Here is a 25,933-nt window from a genome sequence, read left to right on the forward strand (position 1 = left end):
AACCTGTTTTGGCACTTCTACACGAGGCCAAAACGGGTTTTTTATGTGTTGGCGTAAGGAGTTTCGGCATTGGGATCAAACCGTGGTATAATTGAATTTCAAAAATACAATAAACGTCATGCGGGCTGTACATACGCTGCATGCAGGAGACATTATGGATTGGATTATTGGCGCCGTATGCGCTTCTATGGTGGCAGGTGCTGCCTATGCGAAAAAGTCGCTAACCTTGTCTGGCTGCCTGGCAGCCATCATGATGGGAACGATATATTACGGAGCGGGTAACCTGTTCTGGTTTGGCACGTTATTGTTGTTTTTCATTACTTCAACGTTGCTCTCCAGGTTTCGTAAAGATCGGAAGCAGGAGCTGGAGAAATCCTATGCCAAGTCAGGAAATCGGGATGCCGGACAAGTGATGGCTAATGGTGGAATGGGCATGTTCCTATGTCTGGGATACTGGATATTTCCACATCCGGCATGGGTGTATGCTTTCATTGGTGTAATGGCTACCGTTACATCGGATACATGGGCAACCGAAATTGGGAGTCTCAGTCGAAAGCCGCCGCGCTCTGTTCTCACGTGGAAGGTACTTACGCCAGGTGCTTCAGGAGGTGTTTCACTTCTTGGCACCGTGGCTGCAGCCGTAGGCGGGGCTCTGATTGGTGCGGGAGCATTCTTGTTTTCCTGGATCGCCGGGATAGAAGGGCTTAGTCTGTTTAGTTGGACTTTTGTTGGTCTTGCAGGCGGGTTAGCAGGTGCTTTTGCCGATTCCTATCTGGGCGCAACGGTGCAGATGATGTATCGTTGTACTGTGTGTGGCCGTGAAGTTGAGGTACATGAACATTGCGGGCATCCAACGGTTCGGGCTCGTGGCTGGGCATGGATGAGTAACGACCTGGTGAACGTGCTTAGCTCGGTGATCGGCGGATGTGTGGCGATTGGTTTAGGTAACATTTTGGCGTTGTAAGGGGGAGTACATTTGAGCACTGTACAGGGAGACAAATCGGAGGCTATTTTGGATGCGGCCTATGGTATTTTTGGCTCGAAAGGTTTTTATGAGACCAAAATGTCTGATATTGCAGACGAAGCCGGCATCGCAAAAGGCACCATTTATTTATATTTCAAAAGCAAGGAACAATTATTTATCGCAGTATCCAAGCGGGATTGTAACAGTTTTATCAGCCGTCTTGAATATGCTTTGAACTCGTATGAGAACACAGGTGATAAACTTGGAGCAATAGCCAAGACCCACCTTACGTATTATTATGAGCGTCGCAATCATACCAAGCTCTTTTTTATGGCACCCAATAATGATCCGGATCTGATGAAATTCATGAAGGCATTTATGAATCAATACATGAGTATGGTGTGTGAGGTATTGGAAAGTGCAAGTGTACCTGAGCCTGTATTGCTCGCTGAAGCCTACATTGGAATTCTGGACCGGCTGAAGATGGATATCATGTTGAATCCGGAGTTTAATGAGGAACATCTGAACAAACGAATTGCTTTTGCAGCAGCGTTGTTTCTGGATGGATGCCGTTCTTTTTTACAAGTTTAAAGTAAGTGCGCGGATGTACGTAATATTGAATTTTAATTTACAGAGAAGTGGGTACGAGCAATGAACATAATGACGGTAGAGCAAATTGCAAAAAGTTATGGCGAAAAAATATTGTTCAAGGATGCTTCATTTGGCATGGCTGATCAGGACAAGATTGGTGTCGTTGGGGTAAATGGAACCGGTAAATCCACGTTTTTGCGTGTGATATCTGGTATGGAACCTGCAGACGCGGGACAGATCTCGATCGGTAATGACGTACGTATTCAGTTCCTGGCGCAAAATCCGGACTTCAATCCGGATAATACGGTACTGCAACAAGTATTCGAAGGTGACAGCATGGAAATGAAAACCGTGCGTGAATATACGGAAACGATGGAATTATTGGAACTGAATTCGTCCGATCCAGCGTTGCAAGAGCGATTATTACGTTTGAATCAGCAAATGGAGCAGCTTCAGCTCTGGCAGATGGAGAGTGAAGCGAAGAGCATTTTGTCCAAATTGGGTATTCGTCAATTCGATGCACTGATGGGCACATTGTCTGGTGGACAACGCAAAAGGGTAGCACTTGCTGCTGCACTGATTCATCCTTGCGAACTGCTCATTCTGGATGAGCCGACGAACCATATTGATAATGATTCGGTCGTTTGGTTGGAGCAGTACTTGCAGAAGCGCCGCGGCGCACTGCTTATGATTACGCATGATCGGTATTTCCTGGATCGTGTGGCGAATGTCATGTTGGAATTGGATCATGGACGTTTGTTCCGATACGAAGCGAACTATACACGTTTCCTGGAACTGAAGGCGGAGCGCGAAGAACGGGAAGCTTCTTCGGAACAGAAGCGTAAGAACTTGCTTCGGACAGAGCTTGCGTGGATTCGTCGCGGTGCCAAGGCACGGACAACGAAACAAAAAGCGAGAATTGATCGCTTCGAACAACTTAAAGACCATCAAGGAGTCCAGCGCTCGGGTTCATTGGAAGTATCGGTTGGCTCCACTCGTTTGGGGAAAAAGATTCTGGAGATCGAGCATCTTTCCAAATCCGTGGGTGGCCGCACGCTGATCGAAGATCTGAGTTATATTGCCGTACCTGGAGATCGGGTAGGGATTGTCGGACCGAACGGTAGTGGTAAGTCCACGTTGCTTCAGATGATATCTGGCAAGCTGGAACCCGATGCAGGTGTGGTTGACGTTGGTCCTACGGTCAATCTGGGTTATTTCACACAGGAACATCAGGAGATGGACGAATCTCTTCGTGTGATTGAGTATATTAAAGAAGTGGCCGAGAATGTGAAAACGGCCGATGGCTCTCTGATTACAGCATCCCAGATGCTGGAGCGGTTCCTGTTTACCCCGGCATCCCAGTGGACGCCAATCTCGCGTCTGTCTGGTGGAGAGAAGCGTCGCCTGTATCTGCTGCGTGTGCTGATGGCTGCGCCGAATGTATTGCTGCTGGATGAGCCGACGAATGATCTGGACATCCAGACACTCGCTGTACTGGAAGACTACCTGGATGATTTTCCCGGTGTTGTCTTTGTCGTATCCCATGATCGCTATTTCCTTGATCGTACTGTAGATAAAGTTTTGTCTTTTGAGGGCAACGGTGCTGTACGTGTGCACGTCGGCGACTACAGTGAGTATGCGGAATGGATGCTGAAAAATGCGCCTGGAGCTAATCAAGAGAGTGATACAGGAGCGGCGAAGGTGAAGCTGTCATCGGAGAAGACGACTCCTGCAGTGTCAGCGGCTAAACCGAAGTTGAAATTCAGCTTTAAGGAGCAACGTGAATACGACCAGATTGATGAAAATATTGAGAAGGCTGAAGCCAATCTTGTCCGGATTAACAAAGAGATGGAAGAGTCATTTAGTGATTCTGCCCGTCTGCAGGAGTTGATGGCGGAGCAGGTTGAGGCTGAACGTCATCTGGATGAATTGATGGAACGCTGGACCGTTCTGAATGAACTTGCAGAGCAGATTGTACAGAGCAAGTCTTGATTTATAACTAAACATCGCCCTTTCTTCTACAGTGACTTTATGTCGCATTGGAGAAAAGGGCGATTTTTTTGTCTGCGAATTTGCGATTTTATGTGAAACGTTCTGTATGTTCATTACGTTGTATAAGTAAAGAATTCCATAGAAGGGAGAGAACACCACACTTATGTATAAAGAAATTAATCAACAGTTGGCAGCGCTCAAGGAAAAGGGGAGAATTTACGAGAAATGGACCAAACGTCTGGAGAAGCTTCAAACGGAGGAAAGCGAATGGGAAGCAAAGGTAAAACGTCGTCTGGAGCATCTCCAGAAGGAGCAGAAGGACGTTGATCGACTGAACAGTATGACATTGTCGGCATTTTTCTATCAACTGATTGGCAAGAAGACAGAGCGTCTGGAGAAGGAAGAGCTGGAACTCATGGAGAGCAAGGCTGCATACGACACCGCTTGTCGCATGTTACAAGACGTACAGGAGCAACGAATTCATGTGGAGCAGGAGTTGGAGGGCGGGCGGCAGTATCAGTACTGGCAGAGCGATTACAACGCGCTGTGGGGGAAGAAGGAAGGTCGACTGCTGGACCAGGATGCGGAATTGCAACAGATGGCTGAGAATCGGGAACATCTGGCGAGCGAGCTTCAGGAACTGGATGAAGCTTTCCGGGAGGGGGAATACCTGCTCTATGCCCTTGAACGTGCCGAGAAGGCTTTGGCTTCGGCAGGTAATTGGGGTGTATATGACATGATGGGTGGTGGGGTCATCTCCACACATATCAAGCGAGGAAGAATGGATGACGCTCAGGTCGCCATCATGGATGCAGGTAAGCGTCTACGACGTTTTCAGAAGGAGTTGGAGGATGTAGAGATGGCTGTACACACGGATCTGCATCTGGGAGGTCTGCTTTCATTCGCAGACTATTTCTTCGATAACCTCTTCGTGGACTGGATGGTTCAGGACAAAATTCGCAAAGCCGAACGTCAGGTGAAGGATGGACTGAGCGCGGTTCGGAAAACCATGCATGTGTTAAGAAATGAAATGCGTGACCATAAGGCAGAGTTAGAGATATTGGATCGTAAGTATCATGCATATGTCGAACAGGCAGATTAAGAGATATGACAACAAAGGCCCCTTCCAAACACACCGAATTGTGTGCTTGGAAGGGGCCTTCTGCTTAGACGAACATGTGGATATTATTCATGACAATTTCGTCGATCAATGATTCTGTTTTACTTGGTTGTAATGTAGGCTGCGAGCAATCGTGCCGTATTCAGGACAGCATCCTTATGTGTACGTTCCATGGAATGAGATGCATGAACTCCAGGACCGATCAGTGCTGCACGGATATTGTTTCCTCCGCGTAATGCTGCACTGCCATCTGAGCCATAGTGGGGATAAATGTCCACGACGTAATCCATTCCATCTTGTTTGGCCAGTTCAATGAGACGACTGGTCATATCGTAGTCATACGGGCCAGAAGAATCTTTGGCACATATAGAAACGTCGGTTTCTTTACAGCTCAGGTCATCACCCATAGCTCCCATGTCTACAGCGATCATTTCACTGATTTCCGCAGGGATATACGATGCGCCATGTCCAACTTCTTCATAGTTCGAGATCAGCAGAGAGACGTTATGTAATGGTTTCCAGCCTTCGCGATGTGCAGACTCAAGGATGCCAAAGAGGGCAGCCACGCTGGCTTTGTCGTCCAGATGACGTGATTTGATATAACCACTCGGCGTGATGACTGCGCGAGCATCAAAGGAGATAAAGTCGCCGACAGAGATCCCGAGTTTCAACACATCTTCCTTGGAGGAGACGACCTCATCGATTCGAACTTCCATATGGCTCTCGGACCGTTCAAAGGTACGTGCATCCGGATAGACGTGGACAGACGGATGAAGGGAGAGAATGGTGCCTGTGTATGTTTTTCCATCCCGGGTATGGATGCTGCAATATTCGTTTTCAATACTTTGCATCGAAAAGCCACCGACAGAGGTAAGCTTCAATGTGCCGTAGGATGTAACCGAGCGTACCATGGCCCCTAGCGTATCCACGTGAGCGCTTAAAGCGATTGTCTTGGAAGAGTCCTGTCCGGGCAATGTAAGCACAGCACCGCCCTTGTTATTCAGCTCACAAGCGATGCCCAGTGCTGCTGCTTCCTTCCGGATCATCTCGATAATATGATGTGTGTAACCACTTGGGCTTGGTGTATCCAACAATTTTTTCAGGAAAGACAGAACGTATGATTCATCAATTGTAAAACTCATTGTGTAATTTCCTCCTCGGATCATGGGTATGGTGTGAAACAAAATACAGCCTGTCTGGGGGAGAGAATGTGATACTACCATTCCTGACTCGCCAGCAGGCTGTCTCTGATTGGTTACAGTGTTCCCGTAGGGTTTCCTTTGCGCTGACTCTGGATCGAATCATTCTCCAATAGGCTGTCGGATTCATTTGAGTCAAGCGAATCCATCGATTTGAAAGAATCCAACGTAGATTTGCTTGTCGCGGAACTTTCCAATTCAGATACACGCAATTTCAATTGTTTATTCTCACGTTGCAGTCTGTATTGGCGATAGATGCCATATGACCCTACAATAATTCCACCGATCAGGGTACAGCCGAGAATCAGCAAGATCAGCGGGATTTGTACCGTGTTAAATAACAGGTTGACTTGTACGGAATCCACATTAATAACCGCAAAGATTCCCGTGAGCAGTGCAAAAACAAGACCTGCTATGAGTGCCCATTGCATTTTCATGGTGTTGCCTCCTTGTTGAACAATTGAGAACTAGATATGCATTACCCATATTCGGGTATGTTGCATCTTGCAATGATGATAAAATCCCCTGCCCGAACGGGCAAGGGATGCAGGTCACATGGAAAGACAACCTTATTTGGTTAGTTGCTCCATCTGTTCAATCAGTTCCTTGAAGACACTCATAGCTTCACGAATTGGCTGTGGTGTAGACATATCCACACCTGCTTTTTTCAGAATGTTGATGGAGTAATCACTTCCACCACTCTTCAGGAAGCCAAGATATCGGTCAACAGCCGGTTGGCCTTCTTCCAGGATTTGCTTGGAAAAGCTTGTTGCTGCGGAGAAGCCTGTAGCATATTTGTAAACGTAGAAGCTGTTATAGAAGTGGGGAATACGAGCCCATTCCATTTCAATTTCTTTGTCAACAGCCATGCCTTCTCCGTGATATTTAACGTTCAGATCATAATAGATCTCGGATAACAATTGTGGTGTTAATGCGTCACCTTGTTCCGCACGTTCATGAATGATTTTCTCGAATTCAGCAAACATGGTCTGACGGAATACCGTTGTACGGAATTGGTCGGCATAATAGGTCAACAGATACAATTTTTCCTTTGGATCTGTTGATTTGTTAAGCAGATAATCCATCAGCAACGCTTCGTTGGTTGTGGATGCAACCTCAGCCAAGAAGATGGTGTACTGTGCATCACGATACGGAAGTGTTGTATCCGAGTAATGTGAATGCAGAGCGTGACCCATTTCATGTGCGAGTGTGAACATACTGTTCAGGTTATCTTTGTGATTCAACAAGACATACGGGTGAGTGCCGTAAGCGCCCCAGGCATATGCGCCTGAACGTTTATTTTCATTCTCATATATATCGATCCAGCGGTTATCATATCCAGTCTGCAATGCGTCAGCATAGTCCTTGCCGAGTGGTTTCAGACCGTCTTTAACCGTTTGTTTCGCTTCCTCATAGGTAATATCCATTTTGTATTCGTCTACGAGTGGAGCGAACAGATCGTACATGTGCAATTGATCCACACCCAGCAACTTTTTGCGCAGGTCCATATAACGATGCAATAACGGAAGGCTCTCGTGAATGGTGTCTACCAGATTGGTATACACATCCGTTGGGATGTTATCTCCATATAGGGACATTTCCATCACGGAAGGGTACTTCCGAACATTAGCATAGAACATATTTTTGGTTACATTTGCATTCAAGGCAGCCGCAATTGTGTTCTTCTGTTTGGCATACGTTTCGTATACCGCTTTGAAGGCACGTTCGCGAACTTCACGGTTAGGGTTCTCCAGAAACTGAATGTAGCTGCCGTGTGTCAGCTCAACTTCGTTACCATGTTCATCCTTGATTCTTGGGAACTTGAGATCGGCGTTATTCAACATGCTGAAGATTGTCTGTGGTGCTTGTGAAAGGTTGCCTACCTGTGCAAGCAAAGCCTCTTCTGCTTGGCTAAGAACGTGGGCTTTTTCGCGTTTCATCTCTTCCAGCGTAAATGTATAAGCAGAAAGTTTTTCGTTTGCAATAAATGCGTCCAACTGATCATCCGGCAGGGAAAGAATCTCCGGTGTGACAAAAGAAAGTGCTTCACCAACCCGTACGCCTAATTTCTGGGCTTTTTGGGACAGGTTTTGATATGTAGGATTCGCTGTGTCTTCATCTTGATGCATGCGTGCGTAAACAAAGAGGCGTTCTATTTTGAGGCTGATCTCATCTTCGAATTCGAAGCAAGATTTGAGTACATCAGGTTGATTCAGTTTGCCTTGGAATTCGGAGGCCTTCTTGGTCAAAGACGATACTTCTTCATATTCTTGATCCCAGGCTTTCTGATCGGCAAATAAATCTTCCAGTTTCCAGCTATGTTCAGCCGGCACCTCGGAACGTTTCAATAATTGACTCATGGAAATCCTCCTTTGATGATCTGATGAATGTATGGACGAAGCTGCCTTCGTCTCGCTTGCCTGTGCGGAGAGAGACGAAGGAATCAGACTAAGTACCAGGATAACAGATAGCGATTTCTGGTATTTCAACGGCTTTCCTCCTTACGATACGAATAATCTCGTATAGTATGACCTTAGGCACGTTGAAATATTTGAGCATCTGGGTCCCCGTGATTAGGCTCCCATGTTATACAGAAAATAAACGATCAGGAAAAAGGCGAAACAAATGAGCAGGGTAGCAATAAGCGCCATTCCCCGTCTTAATCGATCCGGGATGGAATTGCGTCCCAGAATAAGCACAATACCAAGGGAGAAGGCAAGGATAATAAAGATGACGACATTGCTTGAGTCAAGCTGCATGGGTTAGACCCCTTTGAAGGCAGCCATCAATTGACGCCATTCATCCTCACGGTTCTCAAAATCTGCTTTTGGAAAACGGCGTTCAGCCCAGTGCATTAATGCAGGACGGCTAAGGAATGTATGGCATTCTTCGCCCCACTCTTCCGAAATTTCTCGCAGTACGAGATATTTGCCTTGAACTTCTACGGTCATCATATTCCACTTGTCTGTTTTGTATATTTCATGTTTTTTTATCATAGGTAGTCTCCAAACTAACGGTTTTGGTAAAATGATACCGTACCCTACGATTCAAAGCAAATTTTTTCGACATTTATGGAAAGATAAATTGCAAAATGGAAGCCCATACAGTATAATAAGGGTATTCGCCATAGATGGCGATATTTTTAGGAGGTTTTTCATTTGAAAGGTACAGTTAAATGGTTTAACGCAGAAAAAGGCTATGGCTTTATTTCAGTTGAAGGCGGCGAGGACGTATTCGTACATTTCTCCGCAATCCAAGGAGATGGCTTCAAAACATTGGAAGAAGGTCAAGCGGTAGAATTCGAAATCACTGATGGAAACCGTGGTCCTCAAGCAGCTAACGTAAACAAACTGTAAGAATTTATCCGGCTAACGGACTTCTTATATATTATAAATTTATAGCTGAATATTAAGAACCTAAGCACAGTCCCCCCATGGGAGGCTGTGCTTTTTTTGATTCTAAAATTTTCAGTGTATATAACGGTTGAATACGATGTAAGTTTCCCTGTGTGTTCACGAGACACGATTGGTCATGCTGGACCATAACTTCAATCCGAAACCGATTAGTGCAGCTAGGGAGAAAGCCATAGCGGTGAGATAGAAGGTTTGTCTGCCTGCATGTTCCAGCAGCAGTCCGCCCAACGTTCCACTAAGAAGTCCCGAAGCACTGGACCAGACAATGGTGAACAAAGCCATACCTGTAGCTCTGTAGCCGTCCGGAACTAGGCGAATGATGTAGCGGACCGCCGTAACGTAGAAAATACCAAAGGTAACACTGTGCATCGTCTGAATCGCAACAACAGCTGCAGGTGTATCGGAGACAGACATGAGAAGCAAACGAACCGTATACATCAGTGCAGCAAAAGCAATTAGCGGCAGTTCTTTATAACGGTTTCCATACTTGCTGAGCAATAGAAATATGGGGATTTCACTTACGGAAGAGATCAGCAAAGACCAGCCGATCAGCCCCTCGCTGGCACCCAGATCTTTTAGCGTGATGGTAAGGAATGCTTCGTTCATGCGATGTCCCATGGCAAGCAAAAATACACAGCCAAAAAAGGTGAGCACATCTCTGCGTTTCAAAATAGCCCATAACCCCGATAGATCCATTTTGCTACTGCTTCCCGAAGGTTGATCCTTCAATTGAAAACTGATCAATAGTGTAGTTGCAGCAAGACCAACGCAGACCCAAATCGTCCATGCTGGACCAAAAGATCCAAGGAAATACCCGATACTTAATGCAAAGAAGGCATAACCGATCGAGCCGAAGACTCGAATGGAAGTGAAATTTCGGCCGTACTTGCTGGCCGTTGTAATAGCCATCGTATCGGAGAGTGGATAGACCGGATAATAGAAAAAGTAAAACAGGGTCACGAGTACAAATACCTGACCGAAAGTTGTTGCATTGGCGAGCATGATCCCTGTGATCAATTGACCACCAAGCAGAATGATCATCACTTTGCGTACCGTTTGGTAGCGGTCGCTGGCCATGCTCCAGAACATATTGGAGAACACAGAGATGAGGGGGCCAATTCCGTAGAGATATCCAATCTCAGCCCGACTGAAACCCAGATGACTGAAGTAAAGCTGGAAGTAGGATACCACCAGGACGGTGGAACCAAAGATGGTGAACATGAGAGCCCGAAGCCAGTTCTGATCCGGGCGGGCGTTGTGACTTAATTTCATGATGAGAGACTCCAATCCTGATAACAATTCAATGATTTTATTACCCTTTCAGGGATGTTGATTTACGGGCTCTAGGCACGGACATCGTAGGTTCTTGCTTCGTGCGCCGGATGACGAGCCAGACAATGATAAGTTCGGCGAGCAGGCCAAGGGATTGGGCTACAGCGCCAATCATGCCGTTCCACGCAGGGAAGATACTAACCAGTATAAGCAGCACAATTACCGTGCAGATTGCATTCGCCGTTTGTGAACGAAACATCGTTTTTGTCTGACCGCGAAGCAGAATGAGACCATTGCTGAAATCCAGAAAAGGGAAGATCAGCGGAAATAAGACGAACGCACGCAGTGTCCACAGACTTTGTTGCAAAAGTTCGCCCTGAACGCTCATGACATTTTCGAGTACCCATGGTCCCAAGGGGGTATAGGCAATTGACACCATCATCGCAAACGGAATAAATCCGGTGACAAGTGCGAATTTTCGTACCAATTTGGCGTCCACAAGGTAGAAATTCAGCACGATCTGATGGATGTATGTAAAGAAGCTTAGCATTAACTGCATCAGACTGCTTGCTATGGCAAAGGATGAAATGGCTAGTGCGATCCCGGTCGTTTTGCCAAGTACGATGTTAATAACCGGTCCTATGAACAGCGCTACAAAGCTGGATAAAAGCAGTGGCTTATAAAAGCGAAATACGTCTCCCTTGCTCTCGACGGGATGATCCTCAAGCTTGGCTGGCATCTTGCGCTTGATGCTGTTTCCCTCCAGAAAGCTGACGAGCGCTTCAATCATCATGCCAGCAGCAAAAATGATAGCGCCTACACGTCCGCTGTCAATGCTGTCTGTGTATATGAAATAGAGGGATAGGCCGTACATTCCGGCTAAACGGAATACCATCCCGATGGTTAACCACTTGGTGCGGTTATTCGTAATGATGATCCCCTGATAGATGTTGCGGATCACTGAAAAGATACTTACATACATGAGAATTTCATATACATCGATGACTTTGTTCAGCAGATCCGGACTTACACCAAACAAGTATTTGAACACCCCGGTACCAACGGGAGAGTATACGATAAGAAACCCAATGAGAAGCACACAGGCAAGAAATATTTTGGTCACAAACGTGAGGGCCTGAAAGGAAAGGCGATCGCGAACCAGTGCGGAACAGGTTTGCCGCAGCAGGGTGGAGGGGCGTTCCGTGAGGGTTAACAAGCTACCGGCGATGGCATAGCTGGCAATAACCGTCTCGGGATGAGCGGAACGTGCTAATGTACTGTTTATAATGACGTGAGAAATGGTGACGAGAGAGGCGGAAATGCCAAGTGGCACAAAAAAAGAAAATAACCGTCTCCACGAAAGTGATTCACTTGACGACATGTCAACGACTCCTTTGATGGATGAAATATGCCTAGTATATCACAAAGCTTTGGGCGCGGATGCGATTTTTTATGCGGAATATACGGCAGATCATTTGTACAATTAAGGGGATCATATTATAATAGGAATGGTTAAAAATCGCTCTAATACGTATTCAACCAAGTGGAGGCACATTTATTTTGAGCCAATCAAATCGAAAACGTCATCAATATCCGCGTGGACCGCTGGCATTGATGAGAGGGGTGTACAAATACACCATTCCGGAAACACGGAAGGCACTGAATGGATGGCGTGCTCAAGCTGAGGCGATTCCGAATGAGGAATTGCGTACACAGGCACTTGCCAGTCTGAAGGATAAACAGTTTCACTGTGAAGGCGGAACCGTCTACGCATTAGCTGATTTGCCAAACAGACACATTCTGATTCCGCTGATCGTTTCATATCAAACTATTAGTGATTATTTGGACAATCTGTGCGACCGCAGCACGTCGATGGACCCGGATGACTTTCGTCTTCTCCATCAATCCATGCTTGATGCGGTAGATCCCGAAGCAATTCCCGTCAATTATTATGCCCTCCGTGAGGAGCAGGATGACGGTGGATATCTGCGGAATCTGGTGACCACATGTCAGGAACTGACCCGTCAGTTACCAGGCTATACGTCCGCCAAGCCCCAAATTCAGGATCTGGCAGGCCTATACACGGACCTGCAGGTATATAAGCATATCAAGCCGGAACTGAGAGAAACGGCACTGCTCGAATGGTGGTCGGAGCATCGTCATCGCACACCTCAGTTTCGTTGGAACGAATTTGCTGCTGCAACTGGCTCTACACTGGGCGTTTTCATGCTGTTTCTGGCTGCGAGTGACGATCAGTTGACTGAAGAGCAAGCGGCCTCGATCCACACGGCCTATTTCCCACATGTATGCGCATTGCACATTATGCTCGATTATTTAATTGATCAGGATGAGGACCGCATCGGGGGAGATCTCAACTTCTGCAACTATTATGAGAATGTGGAGACAATGCTGGACCGAATTGCTTTTATTGTGGAGATGGCACGCAGCGATGTGCAGAAGATTCCGGGAAGCTCCTTTCACCGGATGATCATCGAAGGACTGATTGCCATTTACCTGTCTGATCCCAAAGTTAGCGAACAACAGGAAGTTCGCGTTGTATCCAAACGTCTGCTGAAAAATAGTCCGATCACAAGAATATTTTTCTTCATTTTCAGTCGCTGGATACGGAAAAATATGTAAGTCAGGTGTGATATTGCGGAGCCTGAAGTGAAACTAGAGGAGGAAGAAACATCATGACAGCAGTAAAGAAAATCGCAGTATTAACGAGCGGTGGTGATTCACAGGGGATGAACGCGGCTGTTCGTGCGGTTGTTCGCAGCGGACTGTTTCACGGTCTCGAAGTATTTGGAGTTCAACGTGGATACCAGGGTCTTTTGAATAATGACATTTTCCCAATGGATTTGCGGAGTGTAGGGGATATCATCCAACGTGGGGGAACGGTTCTTCAATCGGCACGTTGCAAGGAGTTCTATACCGCTGAAGGTCAGCAAAAAGGTGCGGACATTCTGCGTGCGCGTGGCATTGACGGTCTGGTTGTTATCGGTGGGGATGGTTCCTACAACGGAGCAAACAAACTGAGCAAGCTGGGCATTAACACCATGGGTCTGCCAGGAACGATTGATAACGATGTTTCATTCACCGACTATACCATCGGATTTGATACAGCTGTAAGCATAGTAGTTGATGCAGTAAACAAATTACGTGATACGATGTCTTCACACGAACGTTCTTCCATCGTTGAAGTTATGGGTCGTCACTGTGGGGATATCGCTCTGCATGCCGGACTTGCTTCGGGTGCTGAAACGATTCTTGTCCCAGAAGTTCCATTTGATATGGACGAAGTAGCAGATCGGATGAAAGCTAACTTTGCACATGGCAAACGTCACAGTATTATCATCGTTGCAGAAGGCGTAGGCAAGGGTGAGGATGTAGCAAAAGAACTGATGGAACGTTGCCCAACGTATGAGCCACGTGTAACCGTTCTAGGTCACATTCAGCGTGGGGGTACGCCAACACCTTTCGACCGTAACCTGGCAAGCCGTCTTGGCGACTTCGCTGTTCGCAGTCTGATCGCAGGCGAGACAGACAAAGGTTGTGGCATTATCAAGGGTGAACTTACCCTGACGGATATTGATAAAGTGGTTAACACAAAAAAAGATTTCGATATGGTGACTTACGAGCTTGCACAACGTTTGTCCCAATAATTCGATTCATACGCAAAGAGCACAATCCCGCTTTAAGGTGGATTGTGCTCTTTTTGTTGTTTCACGGAGTGAGTATATCAATGTTACGCCTTGCGGAGTGCGGCTTGTTTTTGTACCCGAAAGAGTCTCCAGAGAAGCGCTGTTGCTCCTACAGCAAGGCCGGCAATGAGTCCAATCCAGTATCCGAAGGCACCGAGTGAAGTATACGTAGCTGTTAGGTAACCTACAGGCAGACCAATAATCCAATACGCTATGAACGTAATGATCAGTGCCGGATTAACATCTTTGTAGCCACGTAGTGCTCCTTGGGTCGGTGTAGCAATCGCATCCGAGATCTGAAAGAAAATGGCGTAGATGAGGAAATGCTGCGTAAGTGCAATGACCTCTCGATCGTTTGAATACACGCCTGCAATCTGTTCGCCGAACACAATCAACACGATCGCTGTCAGCAGTGAGAGCCCGATGGCTCCACCAATTCCAAGCAGACTGTATTGTCTGGCATCTCTCAGACGCCCCGCACCTGCTTCATAGCCCACAAGGATCGTAAGAGCCATACATATGCTCACAGGCAACATGTAGAGCGTAGAAGCGAAATTCAGCGCCGCCTGGTGGGCAGCAATGGTTGTGGTATCGAAACGGCTCATCATTAAAGTCACAGCAGCGAAGATGGACGTTTCGAAAAAAGTCGCAAATCCGATGGGCACTCCAATCTTGAGTAACTCTTTCCATTTGGAGAATGAGACACGGGTCCATTGACGGAAAATGCCATACTGGGCGAAAGGTTCGACCCGATGGACAAAAAAGAGACTAATAAGAAAGATCAGCCAGTATGTACATGCTGTAGCAACACCAGCACCAACACCGCCCAATTGTGGAAAGCCCCAGCGGCCGAATATCAGCAGATAATTTAGAAAGATGTTAACGGGCAGGGAAACTAACGTAATAAACATCGTAGTCCGTGTCTGGCCAAGTGCATCCATGAAGCTGCGCAGCACTGTATATCCGAAGAGTGGGATAATGCCAAAAGCAAGTGCGCACAAAAAATAGAAGGCAACTTGGGCAACTCGGGGTTCCAGAGGCATTCCGTTCAGTATAGGGCCAAGTAACAACGCCCCGGCTCCGATAACGACGAGACTGACTGCGATCCCGAGATACAGCGCCTGGATGACGTTATACCCGATCTGATCATTACGTTTGGAACCTAACAGATGGGAAACGACAGGTGTAATACCGATCAGAATCCCGCTTAGTCCAGTTTGAACTGGCATCCATAGACTTGTGCCGATTGCGACGCCTGCAAGGTCGGCCGGAGAAAACTTGCCTGACATATTGGTGTCGAAGAACGACATGGCAGAGAGGGCGATTTGAGTGGTGAATATGGGCAAAAATATAATCAGGAATTGCTTCACTTTTTGGGAAAAACTTGTTGTGTTCATGTTCACTGGCAGTGCCTCGCTATTCTAAAGAGATGTCATCCAAGTGTCATATCTGGACAGCTATTTATTGTAGTGGATTTTGTTCAATTTGAATAGGGACAGAAGCAGAGTAGGGGTGTACAGAGAAAAATGAACACCAAAAAACCTCGCTCCGCTTCAAGCAGAACGAGGTTGGATGAAATGAGAAGTATGAAAGAGTGCGGATTACTTATATTGTACACCTGATGTATAACGGTTGGACGCATTCCAGAGCAGATATTCATGCACATCCATGTCTTTCATCGCTCTAATCTGGTCTTCCACTTGTTTCTTGCCATACTTGATATAATGCCCACTGCCCAGCCAGCTTGCTGTGAAGTCCTGAATCCACGGACGAATGACGGGTTTGAGTTCTTTGGTAGGGTCTAGTTTCTTGTGTGTATCTTCCATTGAACCCTTGATGGTTGTGTAAGGATCTTTGTCAGGGTCCTTGACCCCATACCAGCCAGTAGAATAGTGACTAGGGTATACCATCGGTGAGATGACGTCCACGTTTTCGGATATCTTAACAAAATCCTGTCCAATGCCCTCAGCCGCAGGTACAGAAGCGGCATAACCAAAAATATCAACCGAGACACGGACCCCTAGCGGGGCCAACTCCTTGCGTGCATATTGCACGAATTCAGCCACAACATCGACGCGTGACTTGTCAGATTTGGTGTATTTCAGTACATCGGCTCGAGTTTCGAAACCTTCCGGGAAACGAACGTAGTCAAATTGAATCTCTTTAAATCCAAGCTTGGCAGCTTCCTTGGCAATCTCAATGTTATAGTCCCATACTTCCTTGCTGTACGGATTCACAAAGCTGTCGCCTTTGCCATTTGCCCATACAGATCCATCCTTGTTTCGGAAGGAGAGCTCCGGATTTTTCTTGGCAAGAATCGTATCTTTGAATACAACGACACGTGCAATCGGGTAGACCTCATGTTTTTGCAATCGTTTCATCAAGGCATCGATATCCCGAATAAAAGGTTGGGATTTACCCATTTTCTGAAGCGCTTTGTTTTCTGTGGGATAAGTTATGTATCCGAGATCGTCTTTGATATCAATGACCATGGCATTCAGTTCTGTACTGTCGGTCAGTTCCAGCAATTCTTTCATACGTGCACCGCCGGCACTGTAGGCCGTTACATAGATACCTTTGACCACGGGTGCATCAGGTTGAGGATCAATTTTGGCAGGTGGGTTATCGGCATCAATAACAACCTGATCTTTTTGAGATTGGATAATTGCGGTGTTAAAACTGTTGGTTAACGATTGGAATTGAGGATTTCCCTGGTCCGCCACTGCGGGGGCACCACCAAAGCTTCCAAAGGCCATAGCCAGTAAAGCCCAAAACATGTTCATTCATTTCCACTCCCTTATGTGTGCATTCCATGTATGAATTATACATTAAAGCCTCTGGGCTTTTAACCATATTAATCAAGTAATGAAACACATGGAAAAAATGAAAACCGCTTCCTGCTGAGGAAATCCCCTGCAAGAAGCGGCGTGATCAATCTGAAAAAAATTATTGAATGTAAATCTCATTTTGATGCTCACAAATACTGTACTGAATGATTTCCATTGCGTCTCCCTGTTCCAGGATGCCCAGCCCATCCCGGAGGACAATCAGTGAGTCGAGTTCATTCGGTTTCAAGAAAGGGAGCATTTCCGGGCACCATCTGTTGACAATCTCAAACAGTTTTACCGTTTCCATATCCACAATAATCACCCTTTCCTACTCGAATTCCAAAATGGTAAGTCATTCGGCGCGATTCGGGAAAGCATATGGCCTGTGAAATTGAAGGGTTGAACCTGCTATACAACATATTTAGGAGCCGTACACCGTTATTATACCACAATGTTGTGAATTGTTAACCGTACAGGTGTCTCAACTTCTGCGAAATGAACCCATAACACCAACCGTTTCCACAATGTTAACAAAAGCGTTTGGATCTGTATCCTTGATAATACGTTTAATTTCAACCAACTCGTAGCGGGTGGTGACGGTCATGAGCATGTCCTTCTCAATATCCGTGTAGGCTCCCTGAGTCTTAATTTTGGTAACTCCACGAGGCCGAACAAGTAATTTTTTTAACATGGCTTCGGTTTCGTTTGTAATAATGTACAGTGTTACTTTGACGTGACTGATATGGATCAGATCAAGCACTTTGCCTGTAATGTAGATGGATACCATCGAGGCCAAGGCCGTATTCCAATTGTCACTCAGGTATCCTGCAAGCATAATGATCGTACCGTTCATACCGGCCATCACTGTACCAATCGGAAAGTCTCGTTTACGCGTGAAAATGGACCCAACAATGTCGAGTCCTCCTGTGGAGCCGCCGATTCGGAAGGAAACGCCAGTACCCATTCCAATAAGCACACCGCCAAATACAGAACTAAGTAAAGGGTCTGTAGCCACAGCAAAAACAGGCAGAAGCGCAATGAACCAGGAAGTGGCTGCTACCGAAAGAATACTTAATGTAATGAAGCGTCGTCCAAGAATAAACCAACCTGCAATGAGCAGGGGAATGTTAAGAACAAAATACATTATACTAAGATTCAACGTTGTAAAATAACCCAGAAGCATTGAAATACCGGACACCCCGCCGCTTAAAAGCTGATGGGGGACCAAAAACCAGTTGAAGCCGCAGGCAATAGCTGCAGCACCCAAAATGATCACTAAAGAGTGCCAAATTATTTTGGGCAATTTAATCACCTCATTTATATTTAAAACCAGATTGCTGGTAATCTTGAATTGTTTTGTGATATAATAATTTGTGGATATTCTTGAGTAGGAAACTTTTCCTAAATGGAGCAATAAAATTTTGAAATGTTTCAAACACATGTATGTAGTTTTAGTCTTATGTTGGGGACCCATTCATGGAATTATATTCGTTAGTGAAAATAATTCGTCCCGTTGGGATACCCTATAAATATTAACGCTACTTAAGAATACAGACAACAAAGTGGATTGTCCACCATGTCCACCATATAAAAGGAGCATGAATAATTTTGACAAATTTAAACTTTACAGATTTCAATCTTGAACCACTGGTGCTGCAAGCCATCACTGAGCTCGGGTTTGAAGAAGCAACACCGATCCAATCCAAAGCGATTCCTTTGGCACTCGAAGGCAGAGATTTGATTGGTCAAGCTCAAACAGGTACGGGTAAAACAGCTGCATTCGGTATTCCGTTGATCAGCAAAATCTCAAAAAGTGACGAGAAAATCCGCGCCCTTATTATGGCACCTACACGTGAACTTGCAATTCAAGTTGCCGAAGAGATCGAAAAACTTACTCGCTTCAAAGGTCTTCGCTCCCTGCCAATCTACGGCGGACAAGATATCGTGCGTCAAATCCGTGCACTGAAAAGAAAACCACAGATCATCATTGGTACACCTGGACGTCTCCTTGACCACATCAACCGCAAAACAATCAAACTAGATGATGTACAAACTGTTGTACTGGATGAAGCAGATGAAATGCTCGACATGGGTTTCATGGAGGATATCCAATCCATCCTGAAACAAGTTCCAGACGAGCGCCAAACTATGCTGTTCTCAGCAACAATGCCTCCTAACATTCAAAAATTGGCACAACAATTCTTGAACAATCCTGAACACATTTCTGTGATTCCGAAACATGTTAGTGCACCATTGATTGACCAATCCTATATCGAAGTACCTGAGCGTCAAAAATTCGAAGCATTGAGCCGTTTGTTGGATATGGAATCTCCTGAACTGGCGATTGTATTCGGACGTACAAAACGTCGTGTTGACGAATTGGCTGAAGCTTTGCAAAAACGTGGATATTCTGCAGACGGTCTTCATGGTGACTTGTCCCAGAATCAACGTGATGCGGTAATGCGTAAGTTCCGTGACGGCAGCATTGACGTACTCGTTGCAACAGACGTGGCTGCACGTGGTCTCGACGTATCTGGTGTAACTCACGTTGTTAACTTTGACCTTCCGCAAGATCCGGAGAGCTATGTTCACCGTATCGGTCGTACAGGTCGTGCGGGTAAAGAGGGTGCTGCTTGGTCCTTCGTTACACCGCGTGAGATTGATCACTTGCACTTCATCGAGCGTGTAACACGTCACCGTATTCCACGTAAACCACTGCCAACAATGGCAGAAGCGGTTGAAGGTAAACAACGTTTGACGGCAGAGCGCTTGCTGGAAATCGTACAATCAGGCGAACTGAACGAATACAAAGGTATTGCGATTCAAATGCTTGAGCAATATGATTCTGTTCAACTGTTGTCGGCTGCACTGAAGCTCCTGACAGGTGACAAGAAAGATGCTCAAGTTGATCTGACTCCTGAAGATCCAATCCGTGCAAAACGTCGTAAACCTGATGTTCGCTCTGGCGGACGTAAACCATCGGGTTACAGCGGTAACCGCACAAGTGGTAGCGGCGGCAGTGGTGGTGGTTACAACCGCGATCGCAACAGCAGTGGCGGCGGACGTGGCGGTTACAACCGTGATCGTAACAGCGGCAGCAGCACTGGCACTGGCGGTGGAAGCAGAGAAGGTGGTTACAACCGTGACCGCAAACCGCGTCCAAGCAGTAACGAAGGACGTCGTCCAGCGAAAGATTCTTCTTTCGAGTAATATAAACGTATGATCTGAAAAATGGAGCGGGCAACTGCTCCATTTTTTTATTTTCAAAGTGACTGCATCATTTTATTTTACTATCATAAGCGGCCAGAAGCACTAGCTAAGGATAATGACGATCTCTTTTCGGGAAGTACTGGCTTTTCCTATCTATAATAAGGTATATTAATATTAGACTTCAGGTAATTCGCAAGGCTGCAGAGGAGGAGAAATGTTTGGAATTTAAAGGAGCTATGGGTGGGATCTACCGGCTTACAGAGTGGATTACGAGACTGGCCGCAACCAATCTGTTGTGGGCTATTTGTTCGTCTCCGTTCTTGTTTTTCTTGATTATGAAACTGCTCGTGATGCAGCAGAACCTCGCAAACGAATCATTGCAAATGAACTGGGCTATAGCTATTGTGGCACCGCTTACACTGTTCCCGGCGACTTCGGCGCTGTTTACGGTTGTTCGTAAATGGAATATGGGCGATACGGATGTACCGATCTTCCGTACTTTCTTTGTAGGTTACAAGGAAAACTACAAGCAAAGTTTAATTGGGGGTATTTTTTACACACTGCTGTTCGCAATTATGTATCTGGATTATACAGTGTACATGACGCAGTTCCGCAATATGCAGCTCGTGGGAATCATCATGTTAGTACTGCTTCTCTTGTTATTTGTATCACTCTTTAACTTTTTCTCGATGGTTGTACATTATCATATGTCCATCGGACTCATTATCAAAAACGCGGTATTGCTTACGCTGATCAGACCATTCCGTGTATTTTCCACATTGCTGGGAAGTGGATTGCTGTTCTACATCGGTTTCCGTTATCCGGTCTTGTTTGTTTTCTTCATTATCAGCATCATTGCTTGGTTCGCTTTCTTTAACTTCTACGCAACCTTCAACAAGATGCAGGAGCAGATGGAGAAGATGCAACTCAAGAAGGAAGAAGAGGAAGCTGCTGCACTGGCTGAACAATCAGCAGAGAATGGTGAAACACCTGAGCCATCAGACGACAAAAACATTACATTGCAAAAATAAAACATGATGAATCGCCATTTACTTTTTACACAGTTAGGGATATAATAATTGTACATCCTGCGATGTACGTTTCGGTTATTCGTTGTTTTGAACCAATGATGATGTCTTCGGGAGATCAACACAGAATGTTGCTGAAAAGCCCTGTCTATACGACATGGGGACTTCAAAAAGCATTTTTGCGGTCACCCACCTGCCAAGCAGGTTCATAAGACAATGTAGCCGGACGGCATAGGCGGGTTCCTAAATCTTCATGTACAGCACCCTGACTTTTCCTCTACAAAAGGAATTTCAGGGTGTTTTTAAGTTGTGATGAATGTTTTTGATTGGTTTTATGATAAATATGATGCTTGCCCTTTTGTTACTACTTGAACAATGTTACACTAAGATACATAAATGGAACGGTTACAATCAAAGGAGGAAGGGTCTTGACCTTAAAGAGAACGCTCGTCGGTATCATCCGCAGCATGGAGGGGACCAGCGATCGAGCCAAGGATCCCAAATTAAAAACACGGTATTATAACTTATCCAAAGACAGAGCCTGGGAAGAGGTCTCTTCGACACTCAAAAAGATTCCGGGTTATAAAGTGCTGCATGAAGTGCCTTCTGTTGGAGAAGTTATTCTGGAGAAGCGGACTACCTTTGGACGGACGATGGATATTACAGTTTCCATTATCTCAGTAAGTCCTGTTCGCAGTGCGGTGGATATGTATTCAGCTTCACGTGGTTCACTTGGAGACTTGGGTTCCAATTATCGCACGATTATGAACTTATTCTCTGTACTGGATAAAAAGCTAAGCAAGTATAAAGCAAATGATTGAAATAGATGATAAATAACAAAAAGCGAGTGAAGGTTAACCTTCCTCGCTTTTGTTCTGAACGTATGATAACTTCTACAGCAAAGCTTTTACAGCAGCAATCGCTTGTTCGAAGTTAGGGGAGTCTGTCATTTCAGGCAAATACTCCACATATGTAATCCGGTCTTCGGCATCCAAAACAAAAATGGAGCGCATGTCGAGTTGGAATTCTTTGATCAGAACGCCGTAGTCTTCACCGAAAGAACGTGTTTTGTAGTCTGACAATGTAACTACGCGGTCAACACCAGCTGCTCCACACCAACGAGCCTGAGCAAACGGAAGGTCAACGCTTACTGTCAAGACAACAACATTGTCTCCGAGTTCTCCAGCTTCCACGTTGAAACGACGAGTTTGCGCATCGCATACGCCAGTATCCAGGGAAGGAACAACGCTGATTAATTTGATTTTGCCTGCGAAGTCTTTCAGGGAAGCGTCCTCAACCAGGTTCTTGCTCAGTGTAAAATCAGGTGCTTGATCGCCCACTTTCAGTTCGGGTCCGATCAATGTAATAGGGTTGCCTTTAAATGTGGCTGCGCCTGTACGTTCTTGTGTCATAATAATGTTCCTCCTTATAAATTGGTGATCCGTGCCAAAATCCATTATAATCTTTTATGAAAGGCATTGTCCAATTCGGGCATGTACCATTACGATGGATCAGAGATGTGAGTCCGATCTGAACAGGGTGGAGTGAAAGAAGAAATTTATGATATTTATTCGCTATGAGAACTGGAAAGGTTATTTGAAGTATTTCCCTTTGACGTCGCTTTTTTTAATTGCCAATGTAGTCATGTTTATTGTGTTAACGGTGAACGGTGGATCAACGAACAATATGGTGCTGCTGAAATTCGGGGCACTTACGAATCATGAACTGTTCGCGCATGAATGGTGGCGTTACATTACATCCATGTTCCTGCATGCGGGCTTCAGTCATTTATTGTTTAACAGCTTTGCGTTAATTGTATTTGCTCCACCGATGGAGCGTTTGCTCGGGTCGGTAAGGTATGGTGTATTGTACCTGGGTGGCGGTGTATTGGGTAATATTCTTGCTGTTGCGTGGTACAACTCGGTTGGGAGCATTACCATCTCGGTAGGTGCTTCAGGAGCGATCTATGCCGTCTATGGTGCATTCCTGTATGTAGCGCTGTTCCAGCGAACGATGATGGACGAGGCTTCGCGCAAAACGATGTACACGTTGCTTTTGTTCGGAATCATATTCTCCTTTGCCATGTCAGGCATCAATTGGATGGCTCACCTTGGCGGATTGTTGGGTGGATTCTTTATTTACGGACTGTTGATCAGATTGTGGAAACCCCGCAGCTTAAAGCGGTAGTCAGAACGTTCTCAAGATGGAATACAGTCAAGGATAAGTAGGGTATAACAGATTGGAGCGATCAGGCGAGTGGAATTAAGACAGTTGCATTACTTTTTGAAAGTGGCACAGAAGGAACATGTAACACAGGCTGCTGAAGAGTTGCATGTGGCACAGTCGGCGGTGAGTCGTCAGATTCATCAGCTGGAAGAAGAACTGGGCGTGGACCTTTTTATGCAAAAGGGACGAAACCTGCAGTTGACTGCAGTAGGGCAGCTTTTTTGCAAACGAATTGAAGGTATCTTGAAAGATTTGGACAAGGCAGTCGGGGAAGTTCATGAGTTTCTGGACCCGGAGCATGGAGAAATTCGAATTGGATTTCCGCATAGCCTGGGGATTCATCTCATTCCTTCCGTGGTGGCTGCTTTCCGTCAGCGCTACCCCAACGTGAAATTCAGATTCAAGCAGGGGATGTTTCCTACGCTGATTCGTGATGTGTTATCCGGAGAGGTAGACTTGGCATTCATTTCTCCTTTTCCAGAGAAGCATGATCAAGTAGATGGCGATATTGTACTCACGGAAGAATTACATGCGATCCTTCCTCCTAATCACCCGTTAGCTGGTGAAGAGACAATTGCGCTTGAACAGCTCAAGGATGATAAATTTGTATTGTTTAGCAAAGGTTATTCTCTTCGTCCTATTGTGTGGCATGCCTGTCTGGAAGCTGGTTTTACACCCAAGATCGCTTTTGAAGGGGAAGAGACCGACACCATCCGCGGATTGGTCGCTGCGGGCATGGGGGTCAGTCTTCTGCCTGAGATGGCGTTATTCCAGACGAATCCGTTGCAACCGGCACATGTGGCTATCTCCCATCCCAAAGTAACGCGAACTATCGGGTTAATTCATCGTGCGCATGATAAATTGCCGCTGGTTGCTCAGTCCTTTCGTTCATTCTTGCTTGATTATTTCGGTTTACAACAAAACAATACCCCATCCGATTAACGGTGGGGTATTGTTTTTTTGTTTTTGTTGTATAGGTATCCAATTAATCGCGGCTGTTGAAGATTCCGATGTAACGAATCAACTCAAGCAGTGAAATCAACGCTGCAGCAACGTAAGTCAAGGCTGCGGCATTCAGAACTTTTGCAACACCTTTTTCTTCTTCATTACGGATGTACCCTTCGGATACCATAATCTCTCTAGCGCGATTACTTGCATTGAACTCAACCGGTAAAGTGATGAGTTGGAATGCTACAGTTACGGAGAAGAAGATGATACCGATACCTACAAGGTTCATGGCGTTGAAGATGAATCCTGCAATTAACAGGAATGGAGCTAATCCGGATGCAAAGTTCACAATTGGGAAGATCCGGTGACGCAGTGCCAGCATCGGATAACTTTCTTTATGCTGAATGGCGTGGCCAACTTCGTGACACGCTACCGAAACAGCTGAGATTGAGTTTTCGTAATATACTGGTTCTGATAAACGTACAACCCGATTGATCGGATCATAGTGATCAGAGAGTGTACCACGTACAGGTTCAATTGGAACATCATGCAGGCCGTTAGCATCAAGCATCTGGCGAGCGGCATCGTAACCAGTCATTCCGTTCTGGTTCGGTACCTCCGACCAACGTCTAAACGTACCTTTAACGCGAAATTGCGCCCATAAAGAGAGCAAAAAGGCGATAATGATCAATACGAACATACCGTTATTAAAACTCATATTCATTCCTCCGCTTTCTAAGAATAAGCTACATCATGGTGTTCTCAAGCAAGATTTTTAGTGCCTCCATTGTACCGGCACTTTTGGTGAGGAGTCCTGCCATCATTTTACGTGCTTGTACAGGTTTCATCTCTCCAAGTAGCGGTTTGAGTTCGTTAACCTCTCGCTCAAGTTGTTGTACGTGAAGTTCCAATGTTGTCAATTTGCTGGCAACTTGTTCTTCTGTACTAACCAGACGCCACTTCTCAAGAGATTGTTTAATCTCGTCGAGACTATACTTCTCTTGTTTCATCTGTACAATACGTTCAAGCCTCGTTAAAGTTTCATTACTATAGAGACGATAATTTTTTTGTGTACGTTCTTCGGGAGCGATTAGTCCAAGCTTTGTGTAATAATCAATCGTCCGTTCACTAACACCAGCGGTCTTGGCAAGTTCGCCAATCCGAAAAAGTTTCATATCCCCAATGATATTCACCTCGCTTGCAAGTTCAAATGTAGGGAATTGTAGTTTCCACTTGTGAATTTCTAGACTACGCCCAATTTTCTTACTAATAAGTATGATACATGATCTTTAACCGTACAGTCAAACGTTATGCTTTGACAATCAGCATGCTGCATTTCTATATCTATGTACTCATAGAATGTGATTATGTACTTAAGTGCAAGAAAAAGACGTAAGACTTTATTCCCAGAAATAATTTTCAGTTTTGATGAAAATAC

At 45.6% G+C, this 25,933-nt stretch carries 26 protein-coding genes and 1 other RNA gene; 13 read left to right on the forward strand and 14 right to left on the reverse strand.

All coding sequences use genetic code 11. The features are described 5' to 3' along the window. Positions 1-154 precede the first annotated feature (154 nt). The 4 genes from MHH92_RS09950 (at position 155) to MHH92_RS09965 (ending at position 4,649) form a co-directional block, all read left to right on the forward strand. Positions 155-964, forward strand: coding sequence for a DUF92 domain-containing protein (locus MHH92_RS09950; protein WP_036609682.1), 810 nt, complete (start codon positions 155-157; stop codon positions 962-964). A gap of 12 nt (positions 965-976) precedes the next feature. Then, entirely contained in the window at positions 977-1,555 is a 579-nt protein-coding gene (locus MHH92_RS09955; protein ID WP_036609680.1) for a TetR/AcrR family transcriptional regulator, read from the forward strand. A gap of 60 nt (positions 1,556-1,615) precedes the next feature. Then, positions 1,616-3,547, forward strand: a complete 1,932-nt coding sequence (locus MHH92_RS09960; protein WP_340903505.1) for an ABC-F family ATP-binding cassette domain-containing protein — start codon at positions 1,616-1,618, stop codon at positions 3,545-3,547. A 163-nt stretch (positions 3,548-3,710) separates the two neighbouring features. Next, the gene (locus MHH92_RS09965; protein WP_340903507.1) at positions 3,711-4,649 is read left to right on the forward strand and encodes a hypothetical protein; all 939 of its coding nucleotides are present in this window, start codon (positions 3,711-3,713) and stop codon (positions 4,647-4,649) included. A gap of 119 nt (positions 4,650-4,768) precedes the next feature. On the opposite strand, the gene MHH92_RS09970 is transcribed toward MHH92_RS09965, so the two are convergent. From MHH92_RS09970 to MHH92_RS09990, 5 genes are all read right to left on the reverse strand, one after another. Then, complete coding sequence (locus tag MHH92_RS09970) at positions 4,769-5,809, reverse strand: M42 family metallopeptidase (RefSeq protein ID WP_133384232.1); 1,041 nt, start codon at positions 5,807-5,809, stop codon at positions 4,769-4,771. 113 nt (positions 5,810-5,922) lie between these two features. Then, entirely contained in the window at positions 5,923-6,303 is a 381-nt protein-coding gene (locus MHH92_RS09975) for a LapA family protein (RefSeq protein WP_047842377.1), read from the reverse strand. 132 nt (positions 6,304-6,435) lie between these two features. Then, complete coding sequence (pepF, locus tag MHH92_RS09980) at positions 6,436-8,226, reverse strand: oligoendopeptidase F (protein ID WP_036609671.1); 1,791 nt, start codon at positions 8,224-8,226, stop codon at positions 6,436-6,438. Positions 8,227-8,439: 213 nt separating this feature from the next. Further along, a complete protein-coding gene (locus MHH92_RS09985; protein ID WP_036609669.1) occupies positions 8,440-8,625 on the reverse strand; it encodes a hypothetical protein in 186 nt (61 codons plus the stop codon). Between the two features lie 3 nt (positions 8,626-8,628). Beyond that, positions 8,629-8,862: a hypothetical protein gene (locus MHH92_RS09990; protein ID WP_017689395.1), complete on the reverse strand. Its 234-nt coding sequence runs from the start codon at positions 8,860-8,862 to the stop codon at positions 8,629-8,631. 162 nt (positions 8,863-9,024) lie between these two features. On the opposite strand from MHH92_RS09990, the gene MHH92_RS09995 reads away from it, so the two are divergent. Then, positions 9,025-9,222: a cold shock domain-containing protein gene (locus tag MHH92_RS09995; RefSeq protein ID WP_017689394.1), complete on the forward strand. Its 198-nt coding sequence runs from the start codon at positions 9,025-9,027 to the stop codon at positions 9,220-9,222. Between the two features lie 156 nt (positions 9,223-9,378). On the opposite strand, the gene MHH92_RS10000 is transcribed toward MHH92_RS09995, so the two are convergent. Together MHH92_RS10000 and MHH92_RS10005 are read right to left on the reverse strand one after the other, a co-directional pair. Further along, entirely contained in the window at positions 9,379-10,551 is a 1,173-nt protein-coding gene (locus MHH92_RS10000) for an MFS transporter (protein ID WP_036670134.1), read from the reverse strand. 40 nt (positions 10,552-10,591) lie between these two features. Next, entirely contained in the window at positions 10,592-11,932 is a 1,341-nt protein-coding gene (locus tag MHH92_RS10005; protein WP_036670136.1) for a multi antimicrobial extrusion protein MatE, read from the reverse strand. 179 nt (positions 11,933-12,111) lie between these two features. On the opposite strand from MHH92_RS10005, the gene MHH92_RS10010 reads away from it, so the two are divergent. After that, entirely contained in the window at positions 12,112-13,191 is a 1,080-nt protein-coding gene (locus MHH92_RS10010; protein WP_017689390.1) for a tetraprenyl-beta-curcumene synthase family protein, read from the forward strand. A 53-nt stretch (positions 13,192-13,244) separates the two neighbouring features. After that, the gene (pfkA, locus tag MHH92_RS10015) at positions 13,245-14,216 is read left to right on the forward strand and encodes a 6-phosphofructokinase (protein WP_036609663.1); all 972 of its coding nucleotides are present in this window, start codon (positions 13,245-13,247) and stop codon (positions 14,214-14,216) included. Positions 14,217-14,299: 83 nt separating this feature from the next. On the opposite strand, the gene MHH92_RS10020 is transcribed toward pfkA, so the two are convergent. From MHH92_RS10020 to MHH92_RS10035, 4 genes are all read right to left on the reverse strand, one after another. Next, complete coding sequence (locus MHH92_RS10020; RefSeq protein WP_340907657.1) at positions 14,300-15,652, reverse strand: MATE family efflux transporter; 1,353 nt, start codon at positions 15,650-15,652, stop codon at positions 14,300-14,302. A gap of 204 nt (positions 15,653-15,856) precedes the next feature. Next, positions 15,857-17,038, reverse strand: a complete 1,182-nt coding sequence (locus tag MHH92_RS10025; RefSeq protein WP_133384236.1) for a putative glycoside hydrolase — start codon at positions 17,036-17,038, stop codon at positions 15,857-15,859. Positions 17,039-17,201: 163 nt separating this feature from the next. Further along, positions 17,202-17,390, reverse strand: a complete 189-nt coding sequence (locus tag MHH92_RS10030) for a hypothetical protein (protein WP_029880762.1) — start codon at positions 17,388-17,390, stop codon at positions 17,202-17,204. 174 nt (positions 17,391-17,564) lie between these two features. Further along, positions 17,565-18,386, reverse strand: coding sequence for a YitT family protein (locus tag MHH92_RS10035; RefSeq protein WP_340903523.1), 822 nt, complete (start codon positions 18,384-18,386; stop codon positions 17,565-17,567). 305 nt (positions 18,387-18,691) lie between these two features. Between MHH92_RS10035 and MHH92_RS10040 the strand changes: the two genes are divergently transcribed. The 4 genes from MHH92_RS10040 (at position 18,692) to MHH92_RS10055 (ending at position 22,142) form a co-directional block, all read left to right on the forward strand. Then, the gene (locus MHH92_RS10040) at positions 18,692-20,293 is read left to right on the forward strand and encodes a DEAD/DEAH box helicase (protein WP_036609657.1); all 1,602 of its coding nucleotides are present in this window, start codon (positions 18,692-18,694) and stop codon (positions 20,291-20,293) included. 218 nt (positions 20,294-20,511) lie between these two features. After that, positions 20,512-21,324: a YesL family protein gene (locus tag MHH92_RS10045; RefSeq protein ID WP_036609655.1), complete on the forward strand. Its 813-nt coding sequence runs from the start codon at positions 20,512-20,514 to the stop codon at positions 21,322-21,324. A gap of 51 nt (positions 21,325-21,375) precedes the next feature. Beyond that, positions 21,376-21,567: non-coding RNA, 6S RNA (gene ssrS / locus MHH92_RS10050), on the forward strand. Positions 21,568-21,749: 182 nt separating this feature from the next. After that, positions 21,750-22,142, forward strand: a complete 393-nt coding sequence (locus tag MHH92_RS10055) for a DUF1499 domain-containing protein (RefSeq protein WP_017689382.1) — start codon at positions 21,750-21,752, stop codon at positions 22,140-22,142. Positions 22,143-22,214: 72 nt separating this feature from the next. On the opposite strand, the gene tpx is transcribed toward MHH92_RS10055, so the two are convergent. Further along, positions 22,215-22,733, reverse strand: coding sequence for a thiol peroxidase (gene tpx / locus MHH92_RS10060; RefSeq protein WP_036609653.1), 519 nt, complete (start codon positions 22,731-22,733; stop codon positions 22,215-22,217). 148 nt (positions 22,734-22,881) lie between these two features. On the opposite strand from tpx, the gene MHH92_RS10065 reads away from it, so the two are divergent. Then, the gene (locus MHH92_RS10065; protein ID WP_036609651.1) at positions 22,882-23,508 is read left to right on the forward strand and encodes a rhomboid family intramembrane serine protease; all 627 of its coding nucleotides are present in this window, start codon (positions 22,882-22,884) and stop codon (positions 23,506-23,508) included. A 69-nt stretch (positions 23,509-23,577) separates the two neighbouring features. After that, entirely contained in the window at positions 23,578-24,489 is a 912-nt protein-coding gene (locus tag MHH92_RS10070; protein WP_036609648.1) for a LysR family transcriptional regulator, read from the forward strand. A gap of 43 nt (positions 24,490-24,532) precedes the next feature. Here the strand turns inward: MHH92_RS10070 and MHH92_RS10075 are convergent, their stop codons facing one another. After that, entirely contained in the window at positions 24,533-25,213 is a 681-nt protein-coding gene (locus tag MHH92_RS10075) for a zinc metallopeptidase (RefSeq protein ID WP_036609646.1), read from the reverse strand. A gap of 28 nt (positions 25,214-25,241) precedes the next feature. Continuing rightward, positions 25,242-25,670 (reverse strand): MerR family transcriptional regulator, encoded by a 429-nt coding sequence (locus MHH92_RS10080; RefSeq protein WP_017689377.1) that lies wholly within the window; start codon positions 25,668-25,670, stop codon positions 25,242-25,244. Positions 25,671-25,933 lie beyond the last annotated feature (263 nt).

The organism is Paenibacillus sp. FSL M7-1414, assembly GCF_038003195.1.
Classification (GTDB): Bacteria; Bacillota; Bacilli; order Paenibacillales; family Paenibacillaceae; genus Paenibacillus; species Paenibacillus amylolyticus.